Below are 24,255 nucleotides of genomic sequence, written 5' to 3'. Positions count from 1 at the left end.
GCAAGACCAGCCCGACAGCTACCTGCTGTTCGGTTCACTTTCGAGGTCGTCATATAGCGGGCGGCCAAAGGAGAAAACGAAATGCTCATCTCACAGCGACCCACCCTCACCGAGGAAGTCATCGCCGAGAACCGGTCGAAGTTCGTCATCGAACCGCTCGAGCCGGGCTTCGGTTACACCCTCGGTAACTCGCTGCGTCGTACCCTGCTCAGTTCGATCCCGGGTGCTGCCATCACCAGCATCCGCATCGACGGAGTGCTCCACGAGTTCACCACCGTCCCCGGGGTCAAGGAAGACGTCACCGACATCATCCTGAACCTCAAGGGCCTCGTGGTCTCCTCGGACGAGGACGAGCCGGTCACCATGTACGTGCGCAAGCAGGGTCCGGGCACCGTCACCGGCGCCGACATCGTGCCCCCGGCCGGTGTCACCGTGCACAACCCCGATCTGCACATCGCCACCCTGAACGACAAGGGCAAGCTCGAGATCGAGCTCGTCGTCGAGCGGGGCCGCGGCTATGTGCCGGCCGTGCAGAACAAGGCGTCGGGTGCCGAGATCGGCCGTATCCCGGTCGACTCGATCTACTCGCCGGTGCTCAAGGTGACCTACAAGGTCGAGGCCACCCGTGTCGAGCAGCGCACCGACTTCGATCGGCTCGTGCTCGACGTGGAGACCAAGAACTCGATCAGCGCGCGTGACGCGCTGGCGTCGGCGGGCAAGACCCTGGTGGAGCTCTTCGGGCTCGCCCGGGAGCTCAACGTCGAGGCCGAGGGCATCGAGATCGGACCGTCTCCGGCGGAGGCCGACCACATCGCGTCGTTCAGCCTGCCGATCGAGGATCTCGAGCTGACCGTCCGTTCGTACAACTGCCTCAAGCGCGAGGGTGTTCACACCGTCGGCGAGCTGGTTGCCCGGACCGAGTCGGATCTGCTCGACATCCGCAACTTCGGCCAGAAGTCGATCGACGAGGTCAAGGTCAAGCTGCACGCACTCGGCCTGTCCCTCAAGGACAGCCCGGCCAGCTTCGATCCGTCGCAGGTCGCCGGATACGACCCCGCCACCGGTACGTGGTCGGAAGACGCGTCGTTCGACGCCGATTCCGGTGAGGATTTCGCCGAAACCGAACAGCTCTAGTCGCCTCCGGCGGCGGCTGTCACGCTCGCCCAAACCCTGACTTCCCGCTCGAGTGATCGGGAGTCCTCCTAGGAGAAGACAATGCCCAAGCCCACCAAGGGACGCCGCCTCGGCGGGTCGGCCAGCCACCAGAAAGCGATGCTGGCGAACCTCGCCACCTCGCTCTTCGAGCACGGCCGCATCACCACCACCGAGGCCAAGGCCAAGCGCCTGCGCCCGTACGCGGAGAAGATCATCACCCACGCCAAGGCCGGCAAGCTGGCCAACCGCCGTGAGGTGCTGAAGGACATCCGCAACAAGGACGTCGTGCACACGCTGTTCGACGAGATCGGCCCGTTCTTCGCCGATCGCAACGGTGGATACACCCGCATCATCAAGACGCTGCCGCGCAAGGGTGACAACGCCCCCATGGCCGTGATCGAGCTGGTTCGCGAGACCACCGCGTCGAGCGAGGCGTCGCGCGCGACCCGTGTCGCCGCGTCCAAGAAGGCCGAGGAGAACGTGGTGGAGGCCGTCGAGGCCGACGCCACCGACGCCGAGGTCGCCAACGCCGACGCTGTCGCCGAGGCCGTCGACGACGAGTCGACCGCTGCCACCGCCGTCGAGGCGGAAGAGGCGACCACCGACGCAGACGACGACAAGAAGTAGTCGACTGAGTCGAGAACTGCTGACCGAACCCGTCGGCCCGGATTCCGGTGCCGGCGGGTTCTGTCGTCTGCGCTTCGACCTCGGCTACGACGGCACCGATTTCGCCGGGTGGGCACGGCAGATCGGGCAGCGCAGTGTATGCGAGGAACTCGAGACCAGGTTGTCGACGATCCTGCGGGTCCCGGTCCGGCTGACGGTGGCCGGGCGGACCGACGCCGGTGTGCACGCCACGGGGCAAGTCGCACACGCCGTCGTCCCGCGGTCGGCGTTGGAGACGCGGTCGATCGCCGGGGACCCGTCGACGCTGGTCGGCCGGCTGGCGAAGATGTGTCCGGACGACATCCGGGTGAAAGAGGTCCGGGTGGTCCCGGACGCGTTCGATGCGCGTTTCTCCGCGCTACGGCGCCACTACCGCTATCGGCTCGACGACTCGCGGTGGCGGCCGGAACCCGTGGTCGCGCGGACGACTGCGACCTGGCGCCGCCCGCTCGACGTCGACGCGATGAACGCCGCGTCGACGGAACTCCTGGGGCTGAACGACTTCGCCGCCTTCTGCCGGCGGCGGGAGGGTGCGACGACGATCCGGGACCTGCAGCGCTTCTCGTGGACGCGTGACGCGGACGGCGTGCTCGTCGGTGAGGTCAGCGCGGATGCGTTCTGCTGGTCTATGGTGCGGTCGCTGGTGGGTGCCGTCGCCAGCGTCGGCGACGGCCGGCGGAGCGTCGACTGGTGCAGTGCGTTGCTCGCGGAGAAGGCGCGCAGTTCGCAGGTGCCGGTGGCCGAGGCCAGGGGACTGTGCCTGGTCGGCGTGGACTATCCCGCCGACGACGAACTCGCCGCCCGCAACACGGTGACCCGCGACGTGCGCGGGGCCACCGGTTGCTGCGGAGGCTAGTTAGCGAGCTTGAGGCCGTTCTTGTCCCGGACACTTCCGGTCAGCATCATGATGCCGTCGACGAGGGCCCAGATCGCCACACCGAAGATCAGCACGAATCCGATCAGGAAGATCGCGGTGATGTAGCCGATGATCGTCAGGCCGAGCTGGATGCCGCCGATGGTGTTGTCGCCGATGTAGAAACGGCCGACACCGAGCGTGCCCAGGAAGATCTGCAGCAGACCCGCCACGAGCTTCGACTTGTCCGACAACGGTTCGCCGGTCGCGGGGTCGCGGCCGTACGGCGCGCTCGGATCCGGTGCTCCGGGATAGCCGTAGCCGGCCGGTGCACCGTACGGGGGTGCACCGTACTGCGGGGCGTCGTACTGGGGTGCGCCGTACTGCTGCCCGCCCCCGTACTGCGGCGGGGTGCCGTACTGCTGCTGGGCCTCGTATCCCTGCGGTGTCCCGTATCCCTGTGAGGCATTGTCGGGTGTCCCGGAGGGCGGCGGCGCGTATCCCGCGTTCGGGTCGGTGCCGTAGGTGGGGGTGCCCGGCTGGGAGGTGTCCGCGGGCGGGGGTTGTTTCACGAACGGGTCGTACGGCTTGTCGCCGGGGTTCTCCGGGCTGGTCATCGGTCGGTCCTCCTCGGTGGGTCCTGCGTGGTGTCGTCGGGTCGGTGTGGTCGTGTCGGGTCGTGCGGTCAGGCCATCGCGGCAAGGGTGCGGGCGTAGTTGACGCGACCCGAGACGTCACCCATGGTGACCGGCGAATACGCCGGGATGTTGGTGACGTGCAGGAAGCCGCCCGCGCCGCGCACGGTCACCTGGATGTATCCGGTGGTACTGCGTTCCTTCATCAGCAGGAACAGCAGGCTGAGAAAGCACACCATGAAGAAGCCCACGATGGCCAGTACCAGCCCCGTCTGTGACATCCGTTCGGTCGACACGGACATGTCGGTGACGATCCACTGCGTACCGGCGATGGGGCAGGTACCCGACGGCGTGATGACGAAGTTCTGGGTGCACGTGATGTCGCCGATGACGACGAGCGGCTGCTCGGGGACCGGTGCGCCGCCGTACTGATACGGTGCCGGATTCGCTTGTGGCGCACCGTACCCGGGCACGGCGAAACCGGGGCTCGAGTCGTACTCGGAAGGTTGGTGGCCGAACGGCGTCGTACCGTCCGGCCCGTCGCCCGGGTGGGTCATGGACTCATGGTTGCACAGACCTGTGACGGAGGACGGCGGTGCGCCGACTCAGGTCGCGTTGCGCTCGTCCTCGAAGGCCTCCATGACGATCTCGAGTGTGTCCTCGTCGTCGATGAAGTCCTGCGGATGCGCGCCCTCGGACAGCAGATGCCGCCAGTTCAGCGGATCGAACACGATGGGGTCGTGCCGCGACAGGAAGTCGATGACCACCCGGCAGAACCGTTCCGGGTCGTCGCGGAACGGGAAATGTCCTGCGCCTTCGAATGTTTCGAGTTCCGAGTGGGGGATCGCGGAGTGGGCGAGTTCGGCGTGGTGATAGGGGATGACGATGTCCTCGTCGCCCCAGATCAGCAGGACCGGGAGTCGTTCGGTGAGGTAACAGCGGTCGAGCATGGTGACCGACTGTCCGCGCCAGTCGACGACGGCCCGCAGGGTTCGCAGGAACGCCGCGTAGGCGGTTGGGTCGGCGAGATCGCCGAGGACGCGCATGAGGTCCTCATGGTCGGCGAGAAGGCGTTTGGGTGTGGCGGTCACCGGTGCGAACGGGAGCACCGGGGCGGCCGCGACGGCCTTGGCCGCGACTCGCAGTCCCGGCACGACGCCCGGAATCCGCAGCGCGGACAGGGCCTGGTGCACGACGGGCAGCGAGATGAGGCGCAGGGCAGGATTGACCTCCCGCGTCACCCCGCCGGCCGCGACGAGGACGAGACGCTCGACGAATCGCGGGAACTGGTAGCAGAACTGCATGGCCACGCCGCCGCCGAGGGAGTGACCGACGACGGTGACCTTGGTGTGGCCCAGGACGACCAGCAGATCGCGCATCCCGTTGGCGAACGCGGGGACGGAGTAGTCGGCGCGCGGCTTGTCGGAGCGGCCGTGGCCGAGGAGGTCCGGCGCGATGACCGTGTAGCGCTGCGCCAGGATCGGGATGACCTCGTCCCACGTCGACGAATTGTCGCCGATCCCGTGGATGAGCAGGAGCGCCGGACCGCTGCCGGCGATCCGGTAGGCGCGGCGGTAACCGTGGATCGTGTGATATTCGATGCGAACGTCGGTGTCCGAAACAGGACGCAGGGCCGGAGCCGGTGGCTTCGACGGACCGGGGGTCCTCGACGGCATTGTGGTTCCCCCTTCTTGCTCGAGGTGCGCTGCTTACGGTCGAGTAAACCCCACCTGCGTGGAGTTCGCGCGTCGGCGGTCGGGTGGGACGGATGACCCGACCGGCCGTCCCCGGCGACGCCACCGCGGCCCGCGGGGTCGTTCGGTCGGATCACCGCTCTCACCTGCGCGAACCGTTTACTGTGGGCCCTGATGAATCCGTTCGACGTCGAGTCCTTCGTGGCCACCGGTGGCCTGATCGGTTTGTGCGTCCTCGTCTTCGTCGAGACCGGGTTGCTGATCGGCGTGATCTTCCCCGGGGACTCGCTCCTGTTCACCGCGGGTGTGTTCGCCGCGCAGCCGGACCCGTTCGCGCCGGTCTGGCTGGTGGTCCCCTTGGTGGCGCTCGCGGCGATCGCCGGGGACCAGTGCGGCTACTTCATCGGTCGCCGCCTGGGACGCAGCGTCGTCGAGGGTCGGATGATGCAGCGCATCGGGCCGCAGTACGTGACGCGGACCAACGCCTTCTTCGACCGATTCGGGCCGTTGACGGTGTTCTTCGGCCGGTTCATCGGCATCGTCCGCACGCTGGTGCCCCTCACCGCGGGCTTCAGCGGGATGCCCTACCGCGCGTTCACGTTCTTCAGCGTCCTGGGCAGCTTCGCGTGGGCGGGCGGGATCATCGTGGCCGGGTACCTGCTCGGCAACGTGCCGATCATCCGCGACAACATCGAGATCCTGATCATCGCGTCGGTACTCACGGTGGTGGTGCCGATGTCCGTCCACGCCGCGCGACGCTGGCGGGCGACGAGACGCCGGCAGGGCGTCGTCGCCGCAATGGACGTGACACCGCCCGAGGATGAGGCGCCGCCGGAGGAGCGCTGATCCGGCGGTCTACCCGAGGTACGGCTCTTCCCGCGGCAGCGTGGTGCCCGAGAAGTCGTCGGCGATGGTGGCCGCGAGTTCGACGAACGACCGCTTGGCGGCCTTCGACATCAGTTCGAGGTCGACGTCGGCGCCCTCGGCGAGATGGTCGTCGAACGGGATCTTGTGGACCGCACGGCACCTGGTGAGGAAGTGCTGACCGAGTTGGTCGGTGTCGATGGTCGACGACCCCGGACGCGACGAACTCAGCACGACGACGGCCCGCGACACGAGGTGACCGAAGCCGTGGGCCTCGAGCCAGTCCAGGGTGGCGCCGGCACTGCGTGCGCCGTCGAGCGCCGGTGAGCTGACGAGGATGATCGTGTTCGCGAGGTCGAGGACACCGTTCATCGCCGAGTGGCTCAGACCGGTGCCGCAGTCGGTGATGATGATGTTGTAGAACCGCTGCAGGATGGTGACGACCCCGCGGTACTCGTCCTCGTTGAACGCCTCGGCCATCGCCGGATCGCGTTCGGAGGCAAGTACTTCCAGTCGGCTAGGGGCCTGCGACGTGTGGGCCCGGACATCGGAGTAGCGGTACACGTTCTGGTCGGCGAGCAGGTCGCGGACCGTCGAACGCGTCTGCTGCGGGATACGTTGCGCGAGCGTGCCGAGGTCGGGGTTGGCGTCGACGGCGATCACCCGGTCCCCGCGCAGGGAGGCGAAGGTCGAGCCGAGACCGACGGTGGTCGTGGTCTTTCCGACGCCGCCCTTCAGCGACAGCACCGCGATGCGGTAGTCGCCGCGCACGGGTCGGTTCACCCGTTCGAGCAGCTGCTGGTAGGCGATGTCGCCCTGCGACTCACCGGGATTGATGGCACCGGCCGACATGGTGTGGACGGCGCGCCGCCAGCCGCGACTCGGTGCGCGTCGGGCTTTGCGGATCAGTGCGACCTCGTCCAGCGACGGACCACCCAGCGGCGGACCGTAACCTGCGGGCGCCTGCTGGGCCGCATACGCGGGTGCGGGTCCGGGGCCCGGACCGAACGGTCCCGGCGGCATCTGGCCGTTCCCGACCGGCGGACCGGCGGGATGTGCGGGGCCGGGAGCCCCGGTCTGCGGGAACGGTGGCGGCTGGTGAGTCGCCGGCGGGGGTGTGTGGTCGAACGTGGGCATGGGTCCCGGCCCGAACGGCGGGCCGGCGGGCGGCGTGTGGAAGTCCAGTCCTCGAGGCGTGTCGGGGAAACGGGCGGGTTCCGGAGCCGGCGGCGTGTGGGCACCGGCGGTTGCTTCCTCCGGTGGGCGCGGTGCATCGGGGCGCGGCGCCGGAACGGGATTCGGCGGCGCGATGCCGGGGGCCGGCGGGAAATCCGTCTCCCGGTCGTCGTTCGCGGGAGTCCGAGGCGCCGACGGTGGCTGCGGAGCCGGTGTCGGCTCCTGCGGAGGCGGCGCGAACTGCAGCCACGGGGGCGGTGCCGGCGCATCGGCGCCGTCGGGCGTCGTCGAGTTCTCGTACGTCATCGGGGAATCCTCTGGTTTTGCGGCCGGGCCGACCTGGCGAGCCGTGATCTGTGCGCGAGCATGATCACCGGCAGCATGCGAGGATCGATGAGGCATCGATCCTCGGTGCGATCTGCTTGCACTCTGACCGACTCCGGCAGCGTCGACGAGAGTCTACCCAAGGGTATGAGAGGATTTCGGACGAGCTCCACAGTTCATCTCACACTCTCGCTTCTACATACCGAATTCGGCGTGTGGTGGCGTTGATCGAGTTGTGGCAGGATCAGGCACTTGAACCCCAGGTGCGAGGCGGGGCGGCACCGTGGTCGTGGCTGGTCGACGACCCGGTGAACCGGCATCTGGGGGAGGCGGTTTCATCGAACGGGAATTCGATGGAACCGGGAGGAACCCCGTCTGCGTCTAAATCGGCGTGAAGGGGGGTTCGGCTTCTATGAGCTACACCGAAGGGGCGGCAGCGCATTCCGACGATGCGCGCACCGGCGACGATCCGTGGGCCGTCGTCCACCAGTTCTCGCAAGCGCGTTCGAGGTCGGGCGGTATCGCCGTCCGGACCACGGCCCAAGGCCTGCCGGTGGCCGTGCACATCGCCTCCACCGAACTCGACAAGCATCCGGAACTGTTGGCCGCCGACATCCTGCGCCTCTGCAAGCAGTCCGCGATGTCGGCCGGAATCCGGTTGCGCGAGAACCTGCTCGCGGCCGGGGTGGATCGCGATCTCGTCAACGAGATGAAGCTGCCGCAGCCCGAGGACCTGGCCGCGGCCGAAGAACGTGACGACGAGGAAGCCGACGCCATGACGTCGTGGTTGCGGCGATGAGTTGGGCGATGGACGAACTCGAGGCACGTGCCGCCCGTCAGCTGGACGGCCTGCGGTCCTTCCAGGAGAACCTCGAGGCGATCGCGGTGACGGTGACCTCGGCCGACGGCTTGGTGACGGTCGAGGTGGACGCCAAGGGCGCCCTGGTCGACCTCCGACTCGCACACGGCGCGAACGAACTGGGCGCCACCCGGCTCGGTGAGCAGATCGTGGCGACGTCGGCTCTTGCCGCACAACGGGTCTACGCGCGGGTGGCATCGGTGACCGAGGATTTCAACGAATCATTCGGCGACATGCTCGGCGCGCGTCCGGCGGGTGAATGACGTGAACCGGCCGACAGACGGTCGATCGACAGGACTTGCACTCACAAGGGGGTTGCGATGACGAACGTGAAAGTGACATACGAGGCGCTCGAAGGCTTCGCGGCGACGAATGCGGCGATGGCTTCCGCAATCGGGACGGCCGGGTCGATCGACGCCGCCGCCAACACTGCCGCAATGGTCCCGGTCTTCGGCCTCATCGGGCAGGAGTTCCTCGCGTCGTTCATCTTCGCGCAGGCCAACCATCTGATGTCGGTCGGGCAGCTCGCCGCGGTACACGCCGCGACCGCCGCCTCCACCGTCGCGGGTCTCGCCGAGTACGAAGGCACCGATGCCGCGACCGCTGCGGCGATCCGTTCGGTGCTGTGACCCCGTTCCCTCCGTTGCCGGGCCCGTTGCCCGGCGTCCCGGATGTACCTGCGCTCAGTCACATGACCGTGCAGGAGATGATCGATGCCAGTCCGCTGGGACCGATTCTCGATCGCACGGTCGCGGATGTGCTCGGGGGCCTTGGGCTTCCCCCGCTGCCGGTACTGCCGCCGTTGCCGCCGATGCCCGGGCTGCCGCCGATGCAGCCGCCCGATCTCGACATGTTCATCAAGCCGATCACCGATCTGCTCGGTGGTTTCGGCAGTGGTGACCTGAGCGGCGCCGGCTTCGACCCGACGATCATCTTCGACAGCCTCACCAAGGTGCTCGAGACGTCGATGACGATGGGGCAGAGCGCACTCAAGCTCGCCGATCAGCTGTGGGCGGGTCAGGGTGCGGTCGGTGCGGCCACCAAGACCGCCGAGGCCGGAACCAACAGCACTGCCCTGGCCGCGCAGGGGTCCGGGATCTCGATCGACACCAAGATGGCTGCCGCCATCGTCGCCAAGGGGCTGGCCGTGGTGCAGGGCATCGTCGCGGCGACGGTCGCCAAGATCTCGGCTCTGGTGCCGGTCATCATGAGCCCGGCGATCGCGGTCGGACTCAGTACCGCCGCCGTCGTCGCCGGGGCCGGGCTCGAGCTGGCCACCGCGGCGGTCGCCGTGACCCGGGCCGAACTGCTCGCCCCCACGACCGCCATGACCGCCAACGGTGCGCCGGTCGCGATCACCGGCGCACCGACCGCGGGTGCAGGGCAATCACCCTTCGCCCTGGCCGGCTCGGTCCTCGACGTGGTCTCCCCGGCGGTGTCGACGGCCACCGAACTGCCGTCCACGCTCATGCAGCCGATCAGCAAGATGCTCAGCGTCAATCCGGATTCGGCGATCGTCGCGCCCGCCGGGAGCCCGCTCACCAAGGCCAAGGGTGCCGGAGGCGGCGGCGGAGGTGGAGGCGGCGGCGGTGGCGGCGGCGGAATCGCCGGCGTGATGACGCCGCTGAGCGCCTCCCGGCCGACGGTGCCGACCGGCTTCGGCGGCGGCGAACCCTCCCTGGGATCGTCGGCGGCCCCGCGTGTCTCGACCACGCCCGCGGCGATGCCGATGGGCGGCGCCCCGATGGGTGCGGCCGGCGCCGGTGCACGCGGGGCGGGCGCCTCCGAAGGCCAGCACAGCGTGCCGGACTACCTCGTGACCGAGGACAACGGGCGTGCGGTGGTCGGTGACGACCCCGAGGTCGCACCGGCGGTCATCGGCCACGAAGAGGCGGCCGAGGCCGATTCGGGTCCCGACATCGAACTGCGGCTGGGCGTGCCCGGTCTGACACGAAACGAGGAAGCATGAGCAACGCACAACTTCGCGTCGAACCGGCCGAGTTGATCTCGGCTGCAGTCGATCTCGACAAGATCGCGGATCGGCTCGAGCTGGCGCTGAACGGTGCGGGGCCGAAGCTCACCGTCGACGCCCAGGGGCGCGACGAGGTGTCGACCGCAACCGCGGCCAGCTTTACGACGGTCGCCCGGGAGTTCGAAAAAGACACCGCCGGCGGCGTTCTCGAGCTCCGCAAGATCGCCGCGCTGCTACGGGCGCAGGCCTCCGGCTTCCTCGAAGGCGAGGCCGAGGCGGCCGCCGCCTTCAAGCTCCAGGTGTGATCCGACACAACTGACCGCTGCCGCCGCTGCGGCAGCCCGACTCGGACATCGCATCAGACTCGTCGCCCAGCAGAGGGGAGGGACCATGACCAGCACGACCGGAGCCGGCTTCACCGGCGTCAACTGGGACTCACGTACCAGTGAACAACTGGCCGCCGACCTTGGCGCCGGGCCGGGGCCCGCGCCCCTGGTGGAAGCGGGGGCCGCGTGGGCGTCACTCGCGACCGAGATCGGCGAAGCCGGGATCGAATACGCGGCGGTAATCGGACGGCTGGGCGTGCACTGGCAATCCGCGCACACCAGTGCAGCGTTCGAGAAACTGACGAAGCTCGCGCCGTGGTTCGCCGAGACCGCCACCGAGGCCGCCGAGAACGCCGTCCGTGCGGAGGCGCAGGCCGCGGCCACCACTGTCGCGCGCCTGAACATGCCCAACCTCGCCGAGGTCGAGGTGGTGGAGAAGTTCCACGAGATCGCCACCACCGCAACGGCTGTCGCCCCCATCATCGCCGGGGCCGCGGCCGAGGCCGAACGCGCGATGACTCAGCAACGCATGCGCGCCGCTCGCGTCATGCAGACGTACGAGAATGCGACGGAGCCGGTGGGCACGCCGTGGCCGTCCTCCCGCCGGGCGCCCGACCTGGTGTCCGGAGAAGCCCTCGCATCGGAGGAGGCCGCCGCGGCCCGTGCCGCCGCCCCGCCCACGGTCACACCTCCGGTGACACCGGCCATGCCGCCGATGTTGGGTGCGATGCCCGGGGTGTATGCGCCGCCCGCCGAAAAGCTCCGGTATGCGCCGACTGTCGTGGCGAGTGCGGTATCCCCGTCCGCCACCCCTGTTTCGGCACCCACGAGTTCGACCACCACGCCGGGGCCCGGCGTGCCGCCACCGATGGCACCCGGGATGGCGGCGACCGGTGATCGCGGTGCCACGATCCGCGGTGTCGCCGTCGAATCCGAGGCGGCGCCCACCGACGAAAGCCTGGCCCGCGCGTCGGACAGCCTCGACGCGCCGCTGACGTGGGCGGACATCGAGACCTCCGATCGTCCTGCGGCCTACTATGTCTCGGCGTCGGACGCCGAGTCTCCGAAGGTCGATCCGCGGTACCTCTCGGAGAAGCTGCTGCTCGGGAACCCGGGGGACCCCGCATGATGGTGACGACCCACGACGCCCCCGTTGCGCTCGACGCGGCCGTGCTGCGCCGACTCGGCGATCGTTTCGGCGTGCAGACCTGGCCGGTCGTCCTCGACATGCCCGTCGGCGCCGCGGACGAGACCGCACAGCGTCTGGCCGACCGCGAGAGCGATGCCGCCATCGCCGCCCTCGACCTGGTGGACCACGACGAACCCGTGCCGTGGCTGGCCACCGTCCTCCGCGTCCTGTCGCGGCCCGAACGCGAGATCGAGATGCGCGGCTTCACCGAGACCGGCGTGCGACGGATTTGCCTGGCCCGCAGGGGTTATGAGCACATTCTGGCCGAACGTGCGGGCGACCGGCTCGACCTGGCCGTCGTCGAGGTCGCCGACCTCGATGCCGTGGCCGACCTCCTGCGTTCCCGGTTCGACGACGCCACCGCGTGCGAGTTCACGTCGTTCTCGGTTCCCACCGACGACCTGGTCGACGGTCTCGGACGCAGCGGATCGGCCACCGAGATCACCGACGCGTTGTACACGCTCGGCGCGCCGCTGTCCGATGCCGTCGTCATCTCCTCGGCATTCGCGTCCTGCCGGGTGCGCACCGAGATCGTCGCCTCTGCGAACGAGGACGGACGATTCTCCCAATCTTCTGGGGCCCTGGCCGTTTTCGACACCGCCCGGGGGCGGATCGTGTCGAGTCCCAGCAAGTCTCCGGACGGTCGGGTGTGGACCACCCTCTCGCCGGGTTCGGGTCATCGGATCGCGCAGGCCGTGCGCCTGCTGATCGAGACCCTCCCGGACGGGACGTGGTCGACGTGATCGGGGTCGGGGGATCTCGCGGTCCATACCTCCGCGGGAGACAACTGTCAGCGGTATCTGTGTCACGGATACCAACGGGGGCATCGCCAAACGGTGCCGTTACACAGGAGGAGAACTCATGCTGAATCTGCCGGGAGCAGGCGGCGCCGGAGTGAAGGTCGATGTCGCGGAGGGTCAGGCCACCGCAGCGGCGGTCGGCGGGATCGTCGCGGACATGAAGGAGACGATCGGGGTGATCCAGAAGCACGCTGCGAACACCACCCCGACGTGGCAGGGCAAGGCGGGTGCGGCTTTCGACGGCACGCACACCGACTGGAACAAGGAAGCCAACACGCTCAACCAGCTTCTCGATCAGATCAAGGCGCAGATGACCAACGGCTTCGCCGGTTACGAAGACCAGGACTCGGCTGCCGCCGGGCACTTCGGCGTCTGACCTTCCCACCCTCTCTTCGAAAGGCACTCTCATGACCATCAATTACGACTTCGCGGCCCTGGGCGACCTGAGCAGTGGGCTCGGCCGCGCCTTCCAGCAGCTCGACGACCAGAACACGCAGCTGAAGAACCAGGTCGCCGCGCTCGACGGCAACTGGAACTCGGCGCAGGCGAAGGCCGCCTACCTCGAGGCCCAGGCGAACTTCGACCGTGCCTTCGCACAGTCGCGCGAGCGTCTCATGGCGCTGCAGAACGGCGTCACCAACGCCAGCCGCACCATGTCCGACACCGACTCCTCCATCGCGAGCGGCTTCCGTTCGCTCGCCTGAGTGAGCTGAATCGACGGGGACTCCGCGGTCACACGCGGGGTCCCTGTCGTCGTCTGTCCGAATGACGCGGTGTCCGCCCGTGGGCGTTTCGACAGGCCGACCACAACCTCCGCGGGCGAGGGGATGAGTGCGATAGCGTCAGCACCTGACAGTCCCCGGGGCACCCGTGTCCCGCGGACTCAGCGTTCGATGAGGAGGTAGCAGTGACGTCTGCGAAAGCCGCTGGAGGAAACCGGGAGACCTTCACTCGGAACTCCGGATTCATCTTCGCCGCGATCGGTTCCGCGGTGGGGCTCGGCAACATCTGGCGCTTCCCGGGCGTCGCCTACGAGAGCGGCGGAGGGGCCTTTCTCATCCCGTACCTCGTCGCGCTGCTGACCGCGGGAATCCCGGTGCTGTTCCTCGACTATGCGGTCGGCCATCGCTTCCGCGGGACGGCGCCGCTGTCGTTCCGGCGGATCAAGAAACCGGTCGAGGCGCTCGGTTGGTTCCAGACCGGCCTGCTGTTCGTCATCAGCGTCTACTACGCGGCGGTCATCGCCTGGGCGCTCAGCTACTTCTTCTTCTCGTTCAACCAGAGCTGGGGCGATGATCCGGCCGCCTTCTTCACCGGCGAGTACCTGAAGGTCGGTGATCCGGGGGTCTCCACGACGATCGTCGGCGGAGTCGCGCTCCCGCTGATCGTGGTGTGGCTCGCGGTTCTCGCGGTGCTGCTGCTCGGTGTCGCGAACGGCATCGAGAAGGTCAACATCGTCTTCATCCCGCTGCTGTTCGTCGGGTTCGCCGGACTGGTGATCCGCGCGGTCACGCTGCCCGGTGCCGTCGATGGCCTCAACGCACTGTTCACCCCGCACTGGGAGGCGCTGAAAGACCTCGACGTGTGGATCGCGGCGTACAGCCAGATCTTCTTCTCGTTGTCGATCGCATTCGGCATCATGATCGCCTACGCGTCGTTCCAGCGGCGGAAGGCGAACATGACGAGCTCCGGGCTCGTCGTCGCGTTCGCCAACTCCTCCTTCGAGATCCTGGCCGGCATCGGCGTGTTCTCTGCGCTCGGATTCCTCGCCTACCAGCAGCAGGTCGCGGTGTCCGATCTGGAAGGGCTCACCGGCCCGATCCTGTCGTTCGTGACGTTCCCGGCCGTCATCTCCGAGATGCCCGGCGCGGCGTTCTTCGGCGCGCTGTTCTTCGGCTCGCTGGTGATCGCCGGCTTCACGTCGCTGATCTCGCTGATGATCGGTGTCTCCGCGGGCATCCAGGAGAAGTGGGGTCTCTCGCGCACCAAGGCCGCGGTCGGTGTGTCGGTGGTGTGCGGTCTCATCTCGATCGGGCTGTTCTCCACCACCTCGGGTCTCATCGCCCTCGACACCGTCGACATGTTCGCCAACAACGTCGGCGTGGTCTCCTCGGCCATCCTGATGACGATCATCCTGATCTGGGTGCTGCGGCGCGGCGACATGTTGCGCAACCACCTGAACGCGGTGTCGACGTTCAAGGTCGGCAGGATCTGGCTGGGACTCGTCGGCGTCGTCGCACCGATCTTCCTGACGATCATGCTCGTCCAGAAGGTGTGGTCGGTGATCGACGAGGGATACGAGGGATACCCGACCTGGTACATCAGCGTCTTCGGTTGGGGCACAATCGCTCTGGTGATCGTCGCGGCGGTCGGTCTGTCCCTGCCGTCGTGGAAGGGTCGCGACGATCCCGACTTCTTGCCGTGGCCGCCACTACCCGAAGGCGTTCGCGGAACCGACCACAAGGCCAGTAAGGAGACAGTCTGATGAGTGGGATCGCCATCGTCATGCTCCTCATCTCCATCGGAATCGTGTGGGGAGGGCTGGTCGCGAGCGTCATCTTCCTGAACCGTCACCCCGAGGTCGACGGTCTCCACGAGGACCCCGATCTCGTGCGGGACGACGAGGAGCGCGCGGCGCAACCGCACCCGTTCCGCGACACCTGATCCGCAACCGCTCCACCTCTCGGCGCACGTCGCCCTCGATGCGAGCGCGACGTCCGATGAACCGTCTGTCCGAGATAGCCTGGAAAGATCGCGGGGCGCGCGACCCTCGGCCCGAGGAGGCACGATGAGTAACCCGTTCAAGCGCGTCAAGTCGGTCGAGCAGTCGATCAGCGACACGGACGAACCGGACACCAAACTCCGCAGAGACCTCACCGCGTGGGATCTCACCGTCTTCGGTGTGGCGGTTGTCGTCGGCGCCGGTATCTTCACGCTCACCGCACGCACGGCGGGCAATCTGGCCGGCCCGTCGGTGTCGGTGGCGTTCGTGCTGGCCGCGATCGCGTGCGCACTCGCGGCGCTCTGTTACGCCGAGTTCGCCTCGACCGTGCCTGTCGCCGGTAGTGCCTACACCTTCTCGTTCGCCACCTTCGGTGAGTTCGTCGCATGGGTGATCGGGTGGGATCTGATCCTCGAGTTCGCTCTCGCTGCGTCCGTGGTCGCGAAGGGCTGGTCGCTCTACCTGGGCAACATCCTCGGATCGGCGGCATCGGTCGAGCTCACCGACTCGATCAGCTTCGACTGGGGCGCGGTGCTGCTGATCGCGGTGCTGACCGTCCTGCTCGCGCTCGGCACCAAGCTGTCGTCTCGGGTGTCGCTGGTCGTCACCACCATCAAGGTCTTCGTCGTCTTGCTGGTCATCGTGGTCGGCGCGTTCTACATCAAGCTGAAGAACTACGACCCGTACGTGCCGCCCGCCGCTCCGCCGGCCGAGGGCGACACCGGCCTCCACCAGACACTGTTCTCGGCGATCACCGGCGCAGAGGGCAGTACCTTCGGCTGGTACGGCCTCCTGGCGGCGGCCTCGCTGGTGTTCTTCGCCTTCATCGGTTTCGACGTCGTGGCCACGACCGCGGAGGAGACGAAGAACCCGCAGAAGGCGATGCCGCGCGGCATCCTCGGATCTCTGGCCATCGTGACGGTCCTCTACGTCGCGGTCAGTCTTGTCGTGTCCGGGATGGTCCCCTACCCGGAACTGGCCGACAAGACAGATCCGGTGACCGGCGAGGTCACCGGGTCCACCCTCACCACGGCATTCGAGGCGAACGGTGTCACGTGGGCGGGCTGGGTGATCGATCTCGGTGCGCTCGCCGGCCTGACCACGGTTGTGATGGTGCTGCTGCTCGGCCAGACCCGCGTCGGGTTCGCGATGGCGCGCGACGGACTGCTGCCCAGATCGCTGGCACACACCGGCAAGCGCGGTACTCCGGTGCGCTTCACGGTCGTCGTAGGCGTCGTCTCGGGTGTGCTCGCGGCGTTCTTCCCGATGGGCACCCTCGAGGAGATGGTCAACATCGGAACCCTGTTCGCGTTCGTGCTGGTGAGTGTCGGGGTCATCGTCCTCCGCCGAACCCGGCCCGATCTCGAACGTGGGTTCCGGGTGCCCCTCGTGCCGTTCATCCCGATTCTGTCGATCCTGGCCTGCCTGTGGCTGATGCTGAACCTGTCCGTGGAAACCTGGATCCGGTTCGTGATCTGGATGGTGCTGGGTGTGGTCGTGTACTTCGCCTACGGCTACCGCAACTCGGTCTTCGCCCGGCGGGAGCGCGGTGAGGAGGTCGGAACGGCGGAAGTCGCGGCCGGGGAAACCGGGCCCGACACCTGACCATGGGCTCGGCGGGCATGGTCCGATAGCCTGGATCGAACGCACAGATCGCTGCACACGCGGCGCACGAAGCGAACGACAAGGGGATCAGATGACGACTGCTCAGGACGAGCTGAAGGCCGACAGCCGCAACGGGATCGACTACAAGGTGGCCGACTTGTCCCTGGCGGACTTCGGCCGCAAGGAGATCGAGCTCGCCGAGCACGAGATGCCCGGACTCATGGAACTGCGTCGTGAGAACGCAGATGTCTTGCCGCTCAAGGGTGCTCGAATCTCCGGATCGTTGCACATGACCGTGCAGACCGCCGTGCTGATCGAGACACTCGTCGCGCTCGGCGCCGAGGTCCGCTGGGCGTCGTGCAACATCTTCTCGACCCAGGATCACGCGGCTGCGGCCGTCGTCGTGGGTCCGCACGGCACCCCGGACGAGCCCAAGGGCGTCCCGGTCTTCGCCTGGAAGGGCGAGACCCTCGAGGAATACTGGTGGGCGGCCGAGCAGATGCTGACCTGGCCCGAGGCGGACAAGCCGGCCAACATGATCCTCGACGACGGCGGCGACGCCACCATGCTGGTGCTGCGCGGTGCCGAGTTCGAGAAGGCCGGCGTGGTGCCGCCGACCGAGGACGATCACCCGGCCGAGTACAAGTCTTCCTCGAGCTGCTCCGCGAGCGCTTCGAGACCGACAAGAACAAGTGGACCACCATCGCCGAGTCGGTTCAGGGCGTGACCGAGGAGACCACCACCGGCGTGCTGCGGCTCTACCAGTTCGCCGCTGCCGGTGAGCTGACGTTCCCCGCGATCAACGTCAACGACTCGGTCACCAAGTCGAAGTTCGACAACAAGTACGGCACCCGCCACTCGCTGATCGACGGGATCAACCGCGGCACCGACGTTCTCATCGGTGGCAAGAAGGTCCTTATCTGCGGTTACGGCGACGTCGGCAAGGGCTGCGCGGAGTCGCTGGCCGGCCAGGGCGCCCGCGTCCAGGTCACCGAGATCGACCCGATCAACGCGCTGCAGGCCCTCATGGACGGCTACGACGTGGTCACCGTCGAGGACGCGATCGGCAACGCCGACATCGTGATCACCTCCACGGGCAACCTGGGCATCATCACCCTCGACCACATGCGGCAGATGAAGCACCAGGCGATCCTGGGCAACATCGGCCACTTCGACAACGAGATCGACATGGCCGGCCTCGAGCGTTCGGGCGCCAAGCGCATCACCGTCAAGCCGCAGGTCGACCAGTGGATCTTCGAGAGCGGCAAGTCGATCATCGTCCTGAGCGAGGGTCGTCTGCTCAACCTCGGCAACGCGACCGGCCACCCGTCGTTCGTGATGAGCAACAGCTTCTCGAACCAGGTGATCGCGCAGATCGAGCTGTGGACCAAGAACGACGAGTACGACAACGAGGTCTACCGCCTGCCCAAGCATCTCGACGAGAAGGTCGCGCGCATCCATGTCGAGGCACTCGGCGGCAAGCTGACCAAGCTCACCAAGGAGCAGGCCGAGTACATCGGCGTCGACGTCGAGGGTCCGTACAAGCCGGAGCACTACCGCTACTGAGGTAACCGCTCACGCAAACCCGCCCTTTTTCGGCAGACCCACCACACCCTCAGCGGGCGTGGAAATGTCGAAAAAGGGCGGGTTTCAGGCGTTTTCGGGTCAGGCTGCCAGCCGTCAAGCCCCGATGTCGGGTTCGGCGTCGGGGCAATAGATCCACGAGCCGCGTTCCTTGAGGAACCGCTCCTTGGACTTCCCGGATTCGGTACGGCTGCTGCCCTTTTCGAGATGCGACACGACCTCGGACTGGGCGACGTCGCCGTCGAAGACCGTCTCGAGGAATCCGTCGAGCACGATCATGCCGTCCTCGGCGGGCGGCGGGCCGGTGATGCGCTCCCGCGACTGCGTGCAGACCGCGGCCTTCATGCGTACGACGTCGCGTGCGTTTCGAGCTGACACGTAGTTCTGCAGGGCAGCGCGGATCTGGGAAAGCGCTGCGTAGTCGGCGGATTCGGGGTCGGAGTCGGTGCTCGTCGATCCACCCGGAGAGGTGCTCGAACCTGTCGCGACAGAGGAATCCTCCGGTCCGGACGACGTCACGACCAGGGTGACGACGAGGGCGACCAGGGCGATGACGGCGACGCCGCCGGTGATCCAGGCGACGATCGCGCCGGTGTTGCGCTCGGGCGGCGGGGGACCGCCGGGAGGGCCTCCGTAGCCGCCGCCCGGGGCATAGGGCCCGGGTCTCTGGACGCCGTAGGGCGGCGGGGCTCCGTACGGGCCGTAGGGAGGTCGCGGCTGCGACGCGGGCGGGAACTGCCCGGAATACGGCCGCTGTCCACCGGGGCCGGGCCCCTGGGGGTACCCGGGCCGACCGGGCCCGAACGGTGGCGGTGGGCCACCGGGTGGTGGCGGCTGATAGGTCATTCGACCCCCTCCCCAGTCATTGATCCAGGCTAGCGAAGAGCCTTGACGACGGCAGAGCCCGGTCGGCGGGGCGGCGTACGTCCGAATGACGCCCGTCGGGTGACTTGCGGTCGACGGATCGGTCGGAGGTCAGCGGGTCAGGAGGTCGGCCAGCGCGGCGATGTCCTCGCCGTCGTACCGGAGCCACGGGGACGTCCAGTCGGCCTCGGCGAGTTGGCGATACACCGCGTCGACGCGGCGCTGCAGGTCGCTGTCGCGTTCGTAGGCATCGCGTGCCCGGCTCGCGTCGCCGGCGGCCCGGCTCTCGGCCCGCTGCATGGCCACCTCGGCGGGCACCCCCAGCAGGACGTGGCGGTCGGGGACCGGCATGCCGAACCGTCCGTACTCGAGGTCGGCGACCCACCACACGACTTCGCCGTCGGCGTCCTGTTCCAGGCGACCGGCGTTGTAGGCCGCGTTCGACGCGACGTAGCGGTCGAGGATGACGATGTCGTTCGATCCGGTCGCCGCGGTGATGTCCGCGACGGCGTCGGCCCGGTCGAGGGCGAAGAGCAGCGCCATGGCGTACACGCTGTCCCGGAGATCGCCGTGCGAACCGTGAAGTGCCTCCGAGGCGATGTCGGCGGTCGCCGACTGCCCGTAGCGCGGGAAGGTGAACGTCGCGACCCGCAGGCCCGACGCCGTCCAGCGCTCGACCAGACCGGTCACCAAGGTGTTCTTACCGGCGCCGTCGAGCCCCTCCACCGCTATCAACTGACCCACGCGGAGGAGTCTATGGGGTGGGACGAATCGGGCGAGAACGTACGCCTCCGGCGCGTCATTCACCACGCTTTCATCACGATGGTGTCACCATTGGACACATGAAGCCTCGCATCCTCGTCGTCGACGACGACGCCGCTCTCGCCGAGATGCTGACGATCGTGTTGCGCGGCGAGGGTTTCGAACCCTTCGTGGTCGGTGACGGTACCCAGGCACTCACCGCGGTGCGGGAGATCCGCCCCGACCTGGTGCTGCTCGACCTCATGCTCCCGGGCATGAACGGCATCGACGTGTGCCGTGTGCTGCGTGCCGACTCCGGCGTCCCGATCGTCATGCTGACCGCGAAGTCAGACACCGTCGACGTCGTGCTGGGTCTCGAATCCGGCGCCGACGACTACATGGTCAAGCCGTTCAAGCCGAAGGAGCTCGTCGCCCGTGTGCGCGCCCGCCTGCGCCGCACCGACGAGGAACCGGCCGAGCTGCTGTCGATCGGCCCGGTGGAGATCGACGTGCCCGCGCACAAGGTCACCCGCGACGGTGTGCCGATCTCGCTGACCCCGCTCGAGTTCGACCTGCTGGTCGCGCTCGCTCGCAAGCCGCGGCAGGTCTTCACCCGCGACGTGCTCCTCGAGCAGGTGTGGGGCTACCGTCATCCGGCGGACACTAGACTCGTGAACGTGCATGTCCAGCGTCTGCGCGCGAAGGTCGAAACCGACCCGGAGAACCCTGAGGTCGTCCTGACTGTGAGGGGGGTCGGCTACAAGGCCGGCCCGCCGTGATCGGTCGATCTCGACGACGGGTCAACAGCACTTTCGGGCGTTTCACCCGCGCTGCCGGCGCTGTCGGACGTGCCTTCGGGCACATCTGGCGGCGCTCGTTGCAGCTACGGGTCGTGGCGTCGACGTTGTTGCTGTCGGTCGTTGTGCTGCTCATTCTCGGTTTCGTGCTGGTCTCCCAGATCACCGACCGCCTTCTCGACGTGAAGCTGGCCGCGGCCACCGAGGAGATCGACCGTGCCCGTATCTCGGTGGAACGCGACCTGTCCAGCGGCGCCGGCAACATGTCGGTGCAGAACCGGCTGCGTCAGACGCGATCGCTGCTCACCGACCGTGATGCCGACACCGGGCAGGCGTCCGGCACGGTCGGCGCCTTCGACACCGTGCTGCTCGTCCCCGGCGCGTCCGAGAGCAGTGCTGCCAGCGGTGTCGGCCCGACCGCCGAGGTGCCGTCGAACCTGCGGGACATGGTCCGCGGCGGCCAGGTGGCCTACCAGTACACCCAGGTGCCCGATGGTTCCGGCGGACAGGCGCCGGCCCTGATCGTGGGTACCCCCACCAACGCCTCGGTGCCGGGGCTCGAGCTGTATCTGGTGTTCCCGCTGACCGCGGAACAGAACACCGTCGACCTCGTCCGCGGCACCCTGCTGACCGGCAGCATCGTCCTGCTGGGTCTGCTCGCGGCCATCGCCTGGCTGGTCTCCCGGCAGGTCGTCATCCCGGTGCGGTCCGCCTCCCGGATCGCTGTCCGATTCGCCGACGGCCGTCTCAAGGAGCGCATGCCCGTTCGCGGCGAGGACGACATGGCCCGTCTCGCGATGTCGTTCAACGACATGGCCGAGAGCCTGTCGAAGCAGATCACCCACCTCGAGGAGTTCGGCGGCCTGCAGCGCCAGTTCACCTCCGACGTCAGCCACGAGCTGCGGACGCCGCTGACGACCGTGCGGATGGCCTCGGACGTGCTCTACGAAGGCCGCGACGATCTCGATCCGGTAAGGAAGCGTTCGGTCGAGCTGCTGGACAAGGAACTCGACCGGTTCGAGACCCTGCTCAACGAACTGCTGGAGATATCCCGGCACGACGCCGGTATGGCCGAGCTGGCGGCGGAACGGATGGACATGGCCATCCCGATCGACGGCGCGCTGGCCACCGTCCGGCACCTGGCCGAGGAGACCGGGACCGAGCTCGTCCTCGACCTGCCCGCCGAACCGGTGCTCGCCGAGATCGATCCGCGCCGCGTCGAGCGGATTCTGCGGAACCTGCTCGCCAACGCGATCGACCACGGGGAACGGAAACCGGTGACACTCACGATGCGGTCCGACGGCGATGCCGTCGCCATCACGGTCCGCGACCAGGGCATCGGGTTGCGGCCGGGGGAGGAGAAGCTGGTGTTCAACCGGTTCTGGCGTTCGGACCCGTCGCGGTTCCGGCGCTCCGGCGGCACCGGTCTCGGACTGGCCATCAGCATCGAGGACGCCCGCCTGCATCAGGGCAGACTCGAGGCGTGGGGCGAGCCCGGCAAGGGCGCCTGCTTCCGGCTGACGCTGCCCCTCGTCCGCGGCCACAAGGTGCTCGGTTCGCCCCTGCCGCTGAAGTCCGTCGGCTCGGCACCCCGGGCCGCCGCCAAGGCGAGTGGCCGCCCACCAGGCGTGGAGGCTGGTACCGAATGAGCGTCGTACGTCGTCCGGAGCACCCACGGCGGAGTGTTCTGGGGTTCCTGATCGCCGTCGCGACGGCGACCGTGGCGATGGTCGTGGTGTCGGCGTGCGGGTCGATCCCGAACGACTCGTCCCCGCAGCCCATCAAGTCCTTCCAGCGCGAGGGTGCCACCAACGCGGCCCCGGTGCCCCAGGCCGACATGGACCCGGAGGCCCTCGTCCGGGCGTTCCTCAAGTCCACGGTCGATCCCGACTCCGGCCATGACGCCGCCCGCGCCTTCCTGACCCCGGTGGCCTCGCAGCAGTGGGACGATCGTGGCGACGCACTGATCCTCGACGAGATCAGCATCTTCGTCGATCAACGCAACGAGGACTCCGTGCGTATGCGGCTGACCGGCGACAACGTCGGAACGCTCAAGTCCGACGGTCAGTTGCTGCCCGCGTCAGGGCGGGTCGAGACCAGCATCAGCCTGACCCGGCAGGGTGACCAGTGGCGCATCGACGGGCCGCTGCCGAACGGGGCGATGATCGACCGCGACCAGTTCGACAACACGTACCGTCCGGTTTCGCTCTACTTCTCCGACCGCACCGGCCGACGACTGGTCCCGGACCCGCGCTGGTTCTATGCCGGGCAGGCGACCGAACCGACGGCGCTGGTCAACCGGCTCATCGCCGGGCCTGCCGCCGATCTGTCCGCGGCGGTCGACAGCGGATTCCCCGGCGGTGCGGCGCTGCGCGGACCCGTCGTGGGCCTGGCCGGCGGCGGGGTCCGCGTCGATCTCAACGGCATCGGCAACGCGTCGAGCCGGGATCGCACGGTGCTGGCGGCACAGATCGTCTGGACCCTCGACGGCGCCGACATCTCGGGCCCGTACGTGATCGACGCCGACGGCGCGCCACTCGCCGCCGAACGCGCGTCGGGATGGCAGCCCGCGGACCTGCGCTCCTTCGATCCGAACGCGGTGCCGTCCACCGACGTCGGCCTCAACGTCGTGACCGGTGGCGCGTTGCGCGCGGTGACCGATACCGCGACCGTCCCGGTGCGCGGACCGCTCGGGTCCTCCCGCGACGTGCGGGCGGCGACGATCTCCGACAACGGCGCGCGGGTCGCCGCGGTCCGGACGGCGGGCGATCGCAGGCTCGAGTGCGTGATCGGGGACTACGGCGGCGACGTCGGACCGATCGTCAGCGGGGTGTCCATCACCCGCCCGTCCTTCGGCGCCGACGAGAACGCCGTGTGGGTGGTCGTCGACGGCAAGCCGGTGCAGTGGCAGCGCGACGACGACGGCACCCAGACCGTCCCCGTCGAGGCGTCGTCGATCCCGACCGTGGCTCGCGGGGCGATCACCGAGATGCAGATCGCCCCGGACGGCGTCCGTGCCGCCCTCGTCGTCGGTGGGCAGATCGTCTTCGCCGTGCTGTCGACGAACGCCGAGGGGCAGGTGTCGTTGACCAGCCCGCGGATCGCGGCCTACAACATCGGCAACCGTGCGGTGTCCCTGGACTGGGCATCGCCGACGATGCTGGTCATCGCGCGTGAAGCGCCCGAGTCCCCGGTGGTCCAGCTGTCGATCAACGGCACCCCGGCGGTCGGCCTGCTCAGCGGCAACGTGTCCCCGCCGGTGCGGGCCGTGGTGGCGAACTCCTCGACCATCTACGTCGGGGACCAGCGCGGAGTGATGCGCCTCGGCAGCAACAACGGGCAGCCCGACCAGTATTGGACCGAGGTCGAGCCGGCCATGGTCGCCGGGGCGATCCCGGTCCTGCCCTGATGTCGCAGAGGCCGAACTCT

The 24,255-nt window shown here is 68.2% G+C and carries 25 protein-coding genes and 1 pseudogene; 20 read left to right on the top strand and 6 right to left on the bottom strand.

Going from position 1 to position 24,255, the window contains the following annotated elements; translation table 11 throughout:
- Positions 1-81: 81 nt before the first annotated feature.
- The 3 genes from BJF87_RS22350 (at position 82) to truA (ending at position 2,677) form a co-directional block, all read left to right on the top strand.
- Entirely contained in the window at positions 82-1,134 is a 1,053-nt protein-coding gene (locus BJF87_RS22350; protein ID WP_005197582.1) for a DNA-directed RNA polymerase subunit alpha, read from the top strand.
- 81 nt (positions 1,135-1,215) lie between these two features.
- Complete coding sequence (rplQ, locus tag BJF87_RS22345) at positions 1,216-1,782, top strand: 50S ribosomal protein L17 (RefSeq protein ID WP_006360178.1); 567 nt, start codon at positions 1,216-1,218, stop codon at positions 1,780-1,782.
- Positions 1,783-1,801: 19 nt separating this feature from the next.
- Positions 1,802-2,677, top strand: a complete 876-nt coding sequence (gene truA, locus BJF87_RS22340) for a tRNA pseudouridine(38-40) synthase TruA (RefSeq protein ID WP_075863964.1) — start codon at positions 1,802-1,804, stop codon at positions 2,675-2,677.
- Here truA and BJF87_RS22335 read toward each other — a convergent pair.
- From BJF87_RS22335 to BJF87_RS22325, 3 genes are all read right to left on the bottom strand, one after another.
- A complete protein-coding gene (locus BJF87_RS22335) occupies positions 2,674-3,291 on the bottom strand; it encodes a TM2 domain-containing protein (protein WP_075863933.1) in 618 nt (205 codons plus the stop codon). The two genes, truA and BJF87_RS22335, sit on opposite strands and share 4 nt — an antisense overlap.
- A gap of 68 nt (positions 3,292-3,359) precedes the next feature.
- Positions 3,360-3,866, bottom strand: coding sequence for a hypothetical protein (locus BJF87_RS22330; RefSeq protein ID WP_006360175.1), 507 nt, complete (start codon positions 3,864-3,866; stop codon positions 3,360-3,362).
- Positions 3,867-3,914: 48 nt separating this feature from the next.
- On the bottom strand, positions 3,915-4,985 hold the full coding sequence (locus BJF87_RS22325) for an alpha/beta fold hydrolase (protein ID WP_006360174.1): 1,071 nt from the start codon (positions 4,983-4,985) through the stop codon (positions 3,915-3,917).
- A 192-nt stretch (positions 4,986-5,177) separates the two neighbouring features.
- Between BJF87_RS22325 and BJF87_RS22320 the strand changes: the two genes are divergently transcribed.
- A complete protein-coding gene (locus tag BJF87_RS22320) occupies positions 5,178-5,849 on the top strand; it encodes a DedA family protein (protein WP_006360173.1) in 672 nt (223 codons plus the stop codon).
- A gap of 9 nt (positions 5,850-5,858) precedes the next feature.
- Here the strand turns inward: BJF87_RS22320 and BJF87_RS22315 are convergent, their stop codons facing one another.
- On the bottom strand, positions 5,859-7,349 hold the full coding sequence (locus BJF87_RS22315) for a MinD/ParA family protein (protein ID WP_075863932.1): 1,491 nt from the start codon (positions 7,347-7,349) through the stop codon (positions 5,859-5,861).
- A 430-nt stretch (positions 7,350-7,779) separates the two neighbouring features.
- On the opposite strand from BJF87_RS22315, the gene BJF87_RS22310 reads away from it, so the two are divergent.
- From BJF87_RS22310 to ahcY, 13 genes and pseudogenes are all read left to right on the top strand, one after another.
- Entirely contained in the window at positions 7,780-8,166 is a 387-nt protein-coding gene (locus tag BJF87_RS22310) for a hypothetical protein (protein WP_075863931.1), read from the top strand.
- An 8-nt stretch (positions 8,167-8,174) separates the two neighbouring features.
- A complete protein-coding gene (locus BJF87_RS22305) occupies positions 8,175-8,489 on the top strand; it encodes a YbaB/EbfC family nucleoid-associated protein (protein WP_006360170.1) in 315 nt (104 codons plus the stop codon).
- A 57-nt stretch (positions 8,490-8,546) separates the two neighbouring features.
- Positions 8,547-8,855 carry a type VII secretion target gene (locus tag BJF87_RS22300; protein ID WP_035755030.1) on the top strand — a complete coding sequence of 103 codons (309 nt, stop codon included), beginning with the start codon at positions 8,547-8,549 and terminating at the stop codon, positions 8,853-8,855.
- Positions 8,852-10,195 carry a hypothetical protein gene (locus BJF87_RS22295; protein ID WP_075863930.1) on the top strand — a complete coding sequence of 448 codons (1,344 nt, stop codon included), beginning with the start codon at positions 8,852-8,854 and terminating at the stop codon, positions 10,193-10,195. The genes BJF87_RS22300 and BJF87_RS22295 overlap by 4 nt, the downstream gene beginning before the upstream one ends.
- Positions 10,192-10,503 carry a PE family protein gene (locus BJF87_RS22290; protein WP_006360167.1) on the top strand — a complete coding sequence of 104 codons (312 nt, stop codon included), beginning with the start codon at positions 10,192-10,194 and terminating at the stop codon, positions 10,501-10,503. The genes BJF87_RS22295 and BJF87_RS22290 overlap by 4 nt, the downstream gene beginning before the upstream one ends.
- 85 nt (positions 10,504-10,588) lie before the next feature.
- Entirely contained in the window at positions 10,589-11,653 is a 1,065-nt protein-coding gene (locus BJF87_RS22285) for a PPE domain-containing protein (RefSeq protein ID WP_035755035.1), read from the top strand.
- Positions 11,650-12,456 (top strand): ESX secretion-associated protein EspG, encoded by an 807-nt coding sequence (locus BJF87_RS22280; RefSeq protein WP_035755037.1) that lies wholly within the window; start codon positions 11,650-11,652, stop codon positions 12,454-12,456. The genes BJF87_RS22285 and BJF87_RS22280 overlap by 4 nt, the downstream gene beginning before the upstream one ends.
- Before the next feature lie 118 nt (positions 12,457-12,574).
- Positions 12,575-12,889, top strand: a complete 315-nt coding sequence (locus BJF87_RS22275; RefSeq protein ID WP_006360164.1) for a WXG100 family type VII secretion target — start codon at positions 12,575-12,577, stop codon at positions 12,887-12,889.
- Positions 12,890-12,920: 31 nt separating this feature from the next.
- Positions 12,921-13,217, top strand: a complete 297-nt coding sequence (locus BJF87_RS22270) for a WXG100 family type VII secretion target (protein ID WP_005197550.1) — start codon at positions 12,921-12,923, stop codon at positions 13,215-13,217.
- A gap of 203 nt (positions 13,218-13,420) precedes the next feature.
- Complete coding sequence (locus BJF87_RS22265) at positions 13,421-14,998, top strand: sodium-dependent transporter (protein ID WP_006360162.1); 1,578 nt, start codon at positions 13,421-13,423, stop codon at positions 14,996-14,998.
- On the top strand, positions 14,998-15,177 hold the full coding sequence (locus tag BJF87_RS22260) for a methionine/alanine import family NSS transporter small subunit (RefSeq protein WP_035755039.1): 180 nt from the start codon (positions 14,998-15,000) through the stop codon (positions 15,175-15,177). The genes BJF87_RS22265 and BJF87_RS22260 overlap by 1 nt, the downstream gene beginning before the upstream one ends.
- Positions 15,178-15,301: 124 nt before the next feature.
- Positions 15,302-16,840, top strand: a complete 1,539-nt coding sequence (locus BJF87_RS22255) for an amino acid permease (protein ID WP_035755041.1) — start codon at positions 15,302-15,304, stop codon at positions 16,838-16,840.
- A 91-nt stretch (positions 16,841-16,931) separates the two neighbouring features.
- Positions 16,932-18,406, top strand: a pseudogene (gene ahcY, locus BJF87_RS22250) (adenosylhomocysteinase).
- Between the two features lie 114 nt (positions 18,407-18,520).
- On the opposite strand, the gene BJF87_RS22245 reads toward ahcY, so the two are convergent.
- Both BJF87_RS22245 and BJF87_RS22240 read right to left on the bottom strand, forming a co-directional pair.
- Positions 18,521-19,270, bottom strand: a complete 750-nt coding sequence (locus BJF87_RS22245; protein ID WP_075863929.1) for a hypothetical protein — start codon at positions 19,268-19,270, stop codon at positions 18,521-18,523.
- A 129-nt stretch (positions 19,271-19,399) separates the two neighbouring features.
- Entirely contained in the window at positions 19,400-20,032 is a 633-nt protein-coding gene (locus BJF87_RS22240) for a dTMP kinase (protein WP_075863928.1), read from the bottom strand.
- Positions 20,033-20,130: 98 nt separating this feature from the next.
- On the opposite strand from BJF87_RS22240, the gene mtrA reads away from it, so the two are divergent.
- From mtrA to lpqB, 3 genes are read left to right on the top strand one after another with little or no spacing between them, the layout of a single operon-like run.
- The gene (gene mtrA / locus BJF87_RS22235; RefSeq protein ID WP_004023513.1) at positions 20,131-20,808 is read left to right on the top strand and encodes an MtrAB system response regulator MtrA; all 678 of its coding nucleotides are present in this window, start codon (positions 20,131-20,133) and stop codon (positions 20,806-20,808) included.
- Positions 20,805-22,475: an MtrAB system histidine kinase MtrB gene (gene mtrB, locus BJF87_RS22230; protein WP_075863927.1), complete on the top strand. Its 1,671-nt coding sequence runs from the start codon at positions 20,805-20,807 to the stop codon at positions 22,473-22,475. Before mtrA ends, mtrB begins: the two co-directional genes overlap by 4 nt.
- Positions 22,472-24,235 carry an MtrAB system accessory lipoprotein LpqB gene (gene lpqB, locus BJF87_RS22225; protein WP_075863926.1) on the top strand — a complete coding sequence of 588 codons (1,764 nt, stop codon included), beginning with the start codon at positions 22,472-22,474 and terminating at the stop codon, positions 24,233-24,235. Before mtrB ends, lpqB begins: the two co-directional genes overlap by 4 nt.
- Positions 24,236-24,255: the final 20 nt, after the last annotated feature.

The sequence above is a fragment of the Gordonia sp. CNJ-863 genome, assembly GCF_001942325.1.
GTDB classification, from domain to species: domain Bacteria; phylum Actinomycetota; class Actinomycetes; order Mycobacteriales; family Mycobacteriaceae; genus Gordonia; species Gordonia alkanivorans.
This window is presented reverse-complemented; position numbering and strand designations above follow the sequence as displayed.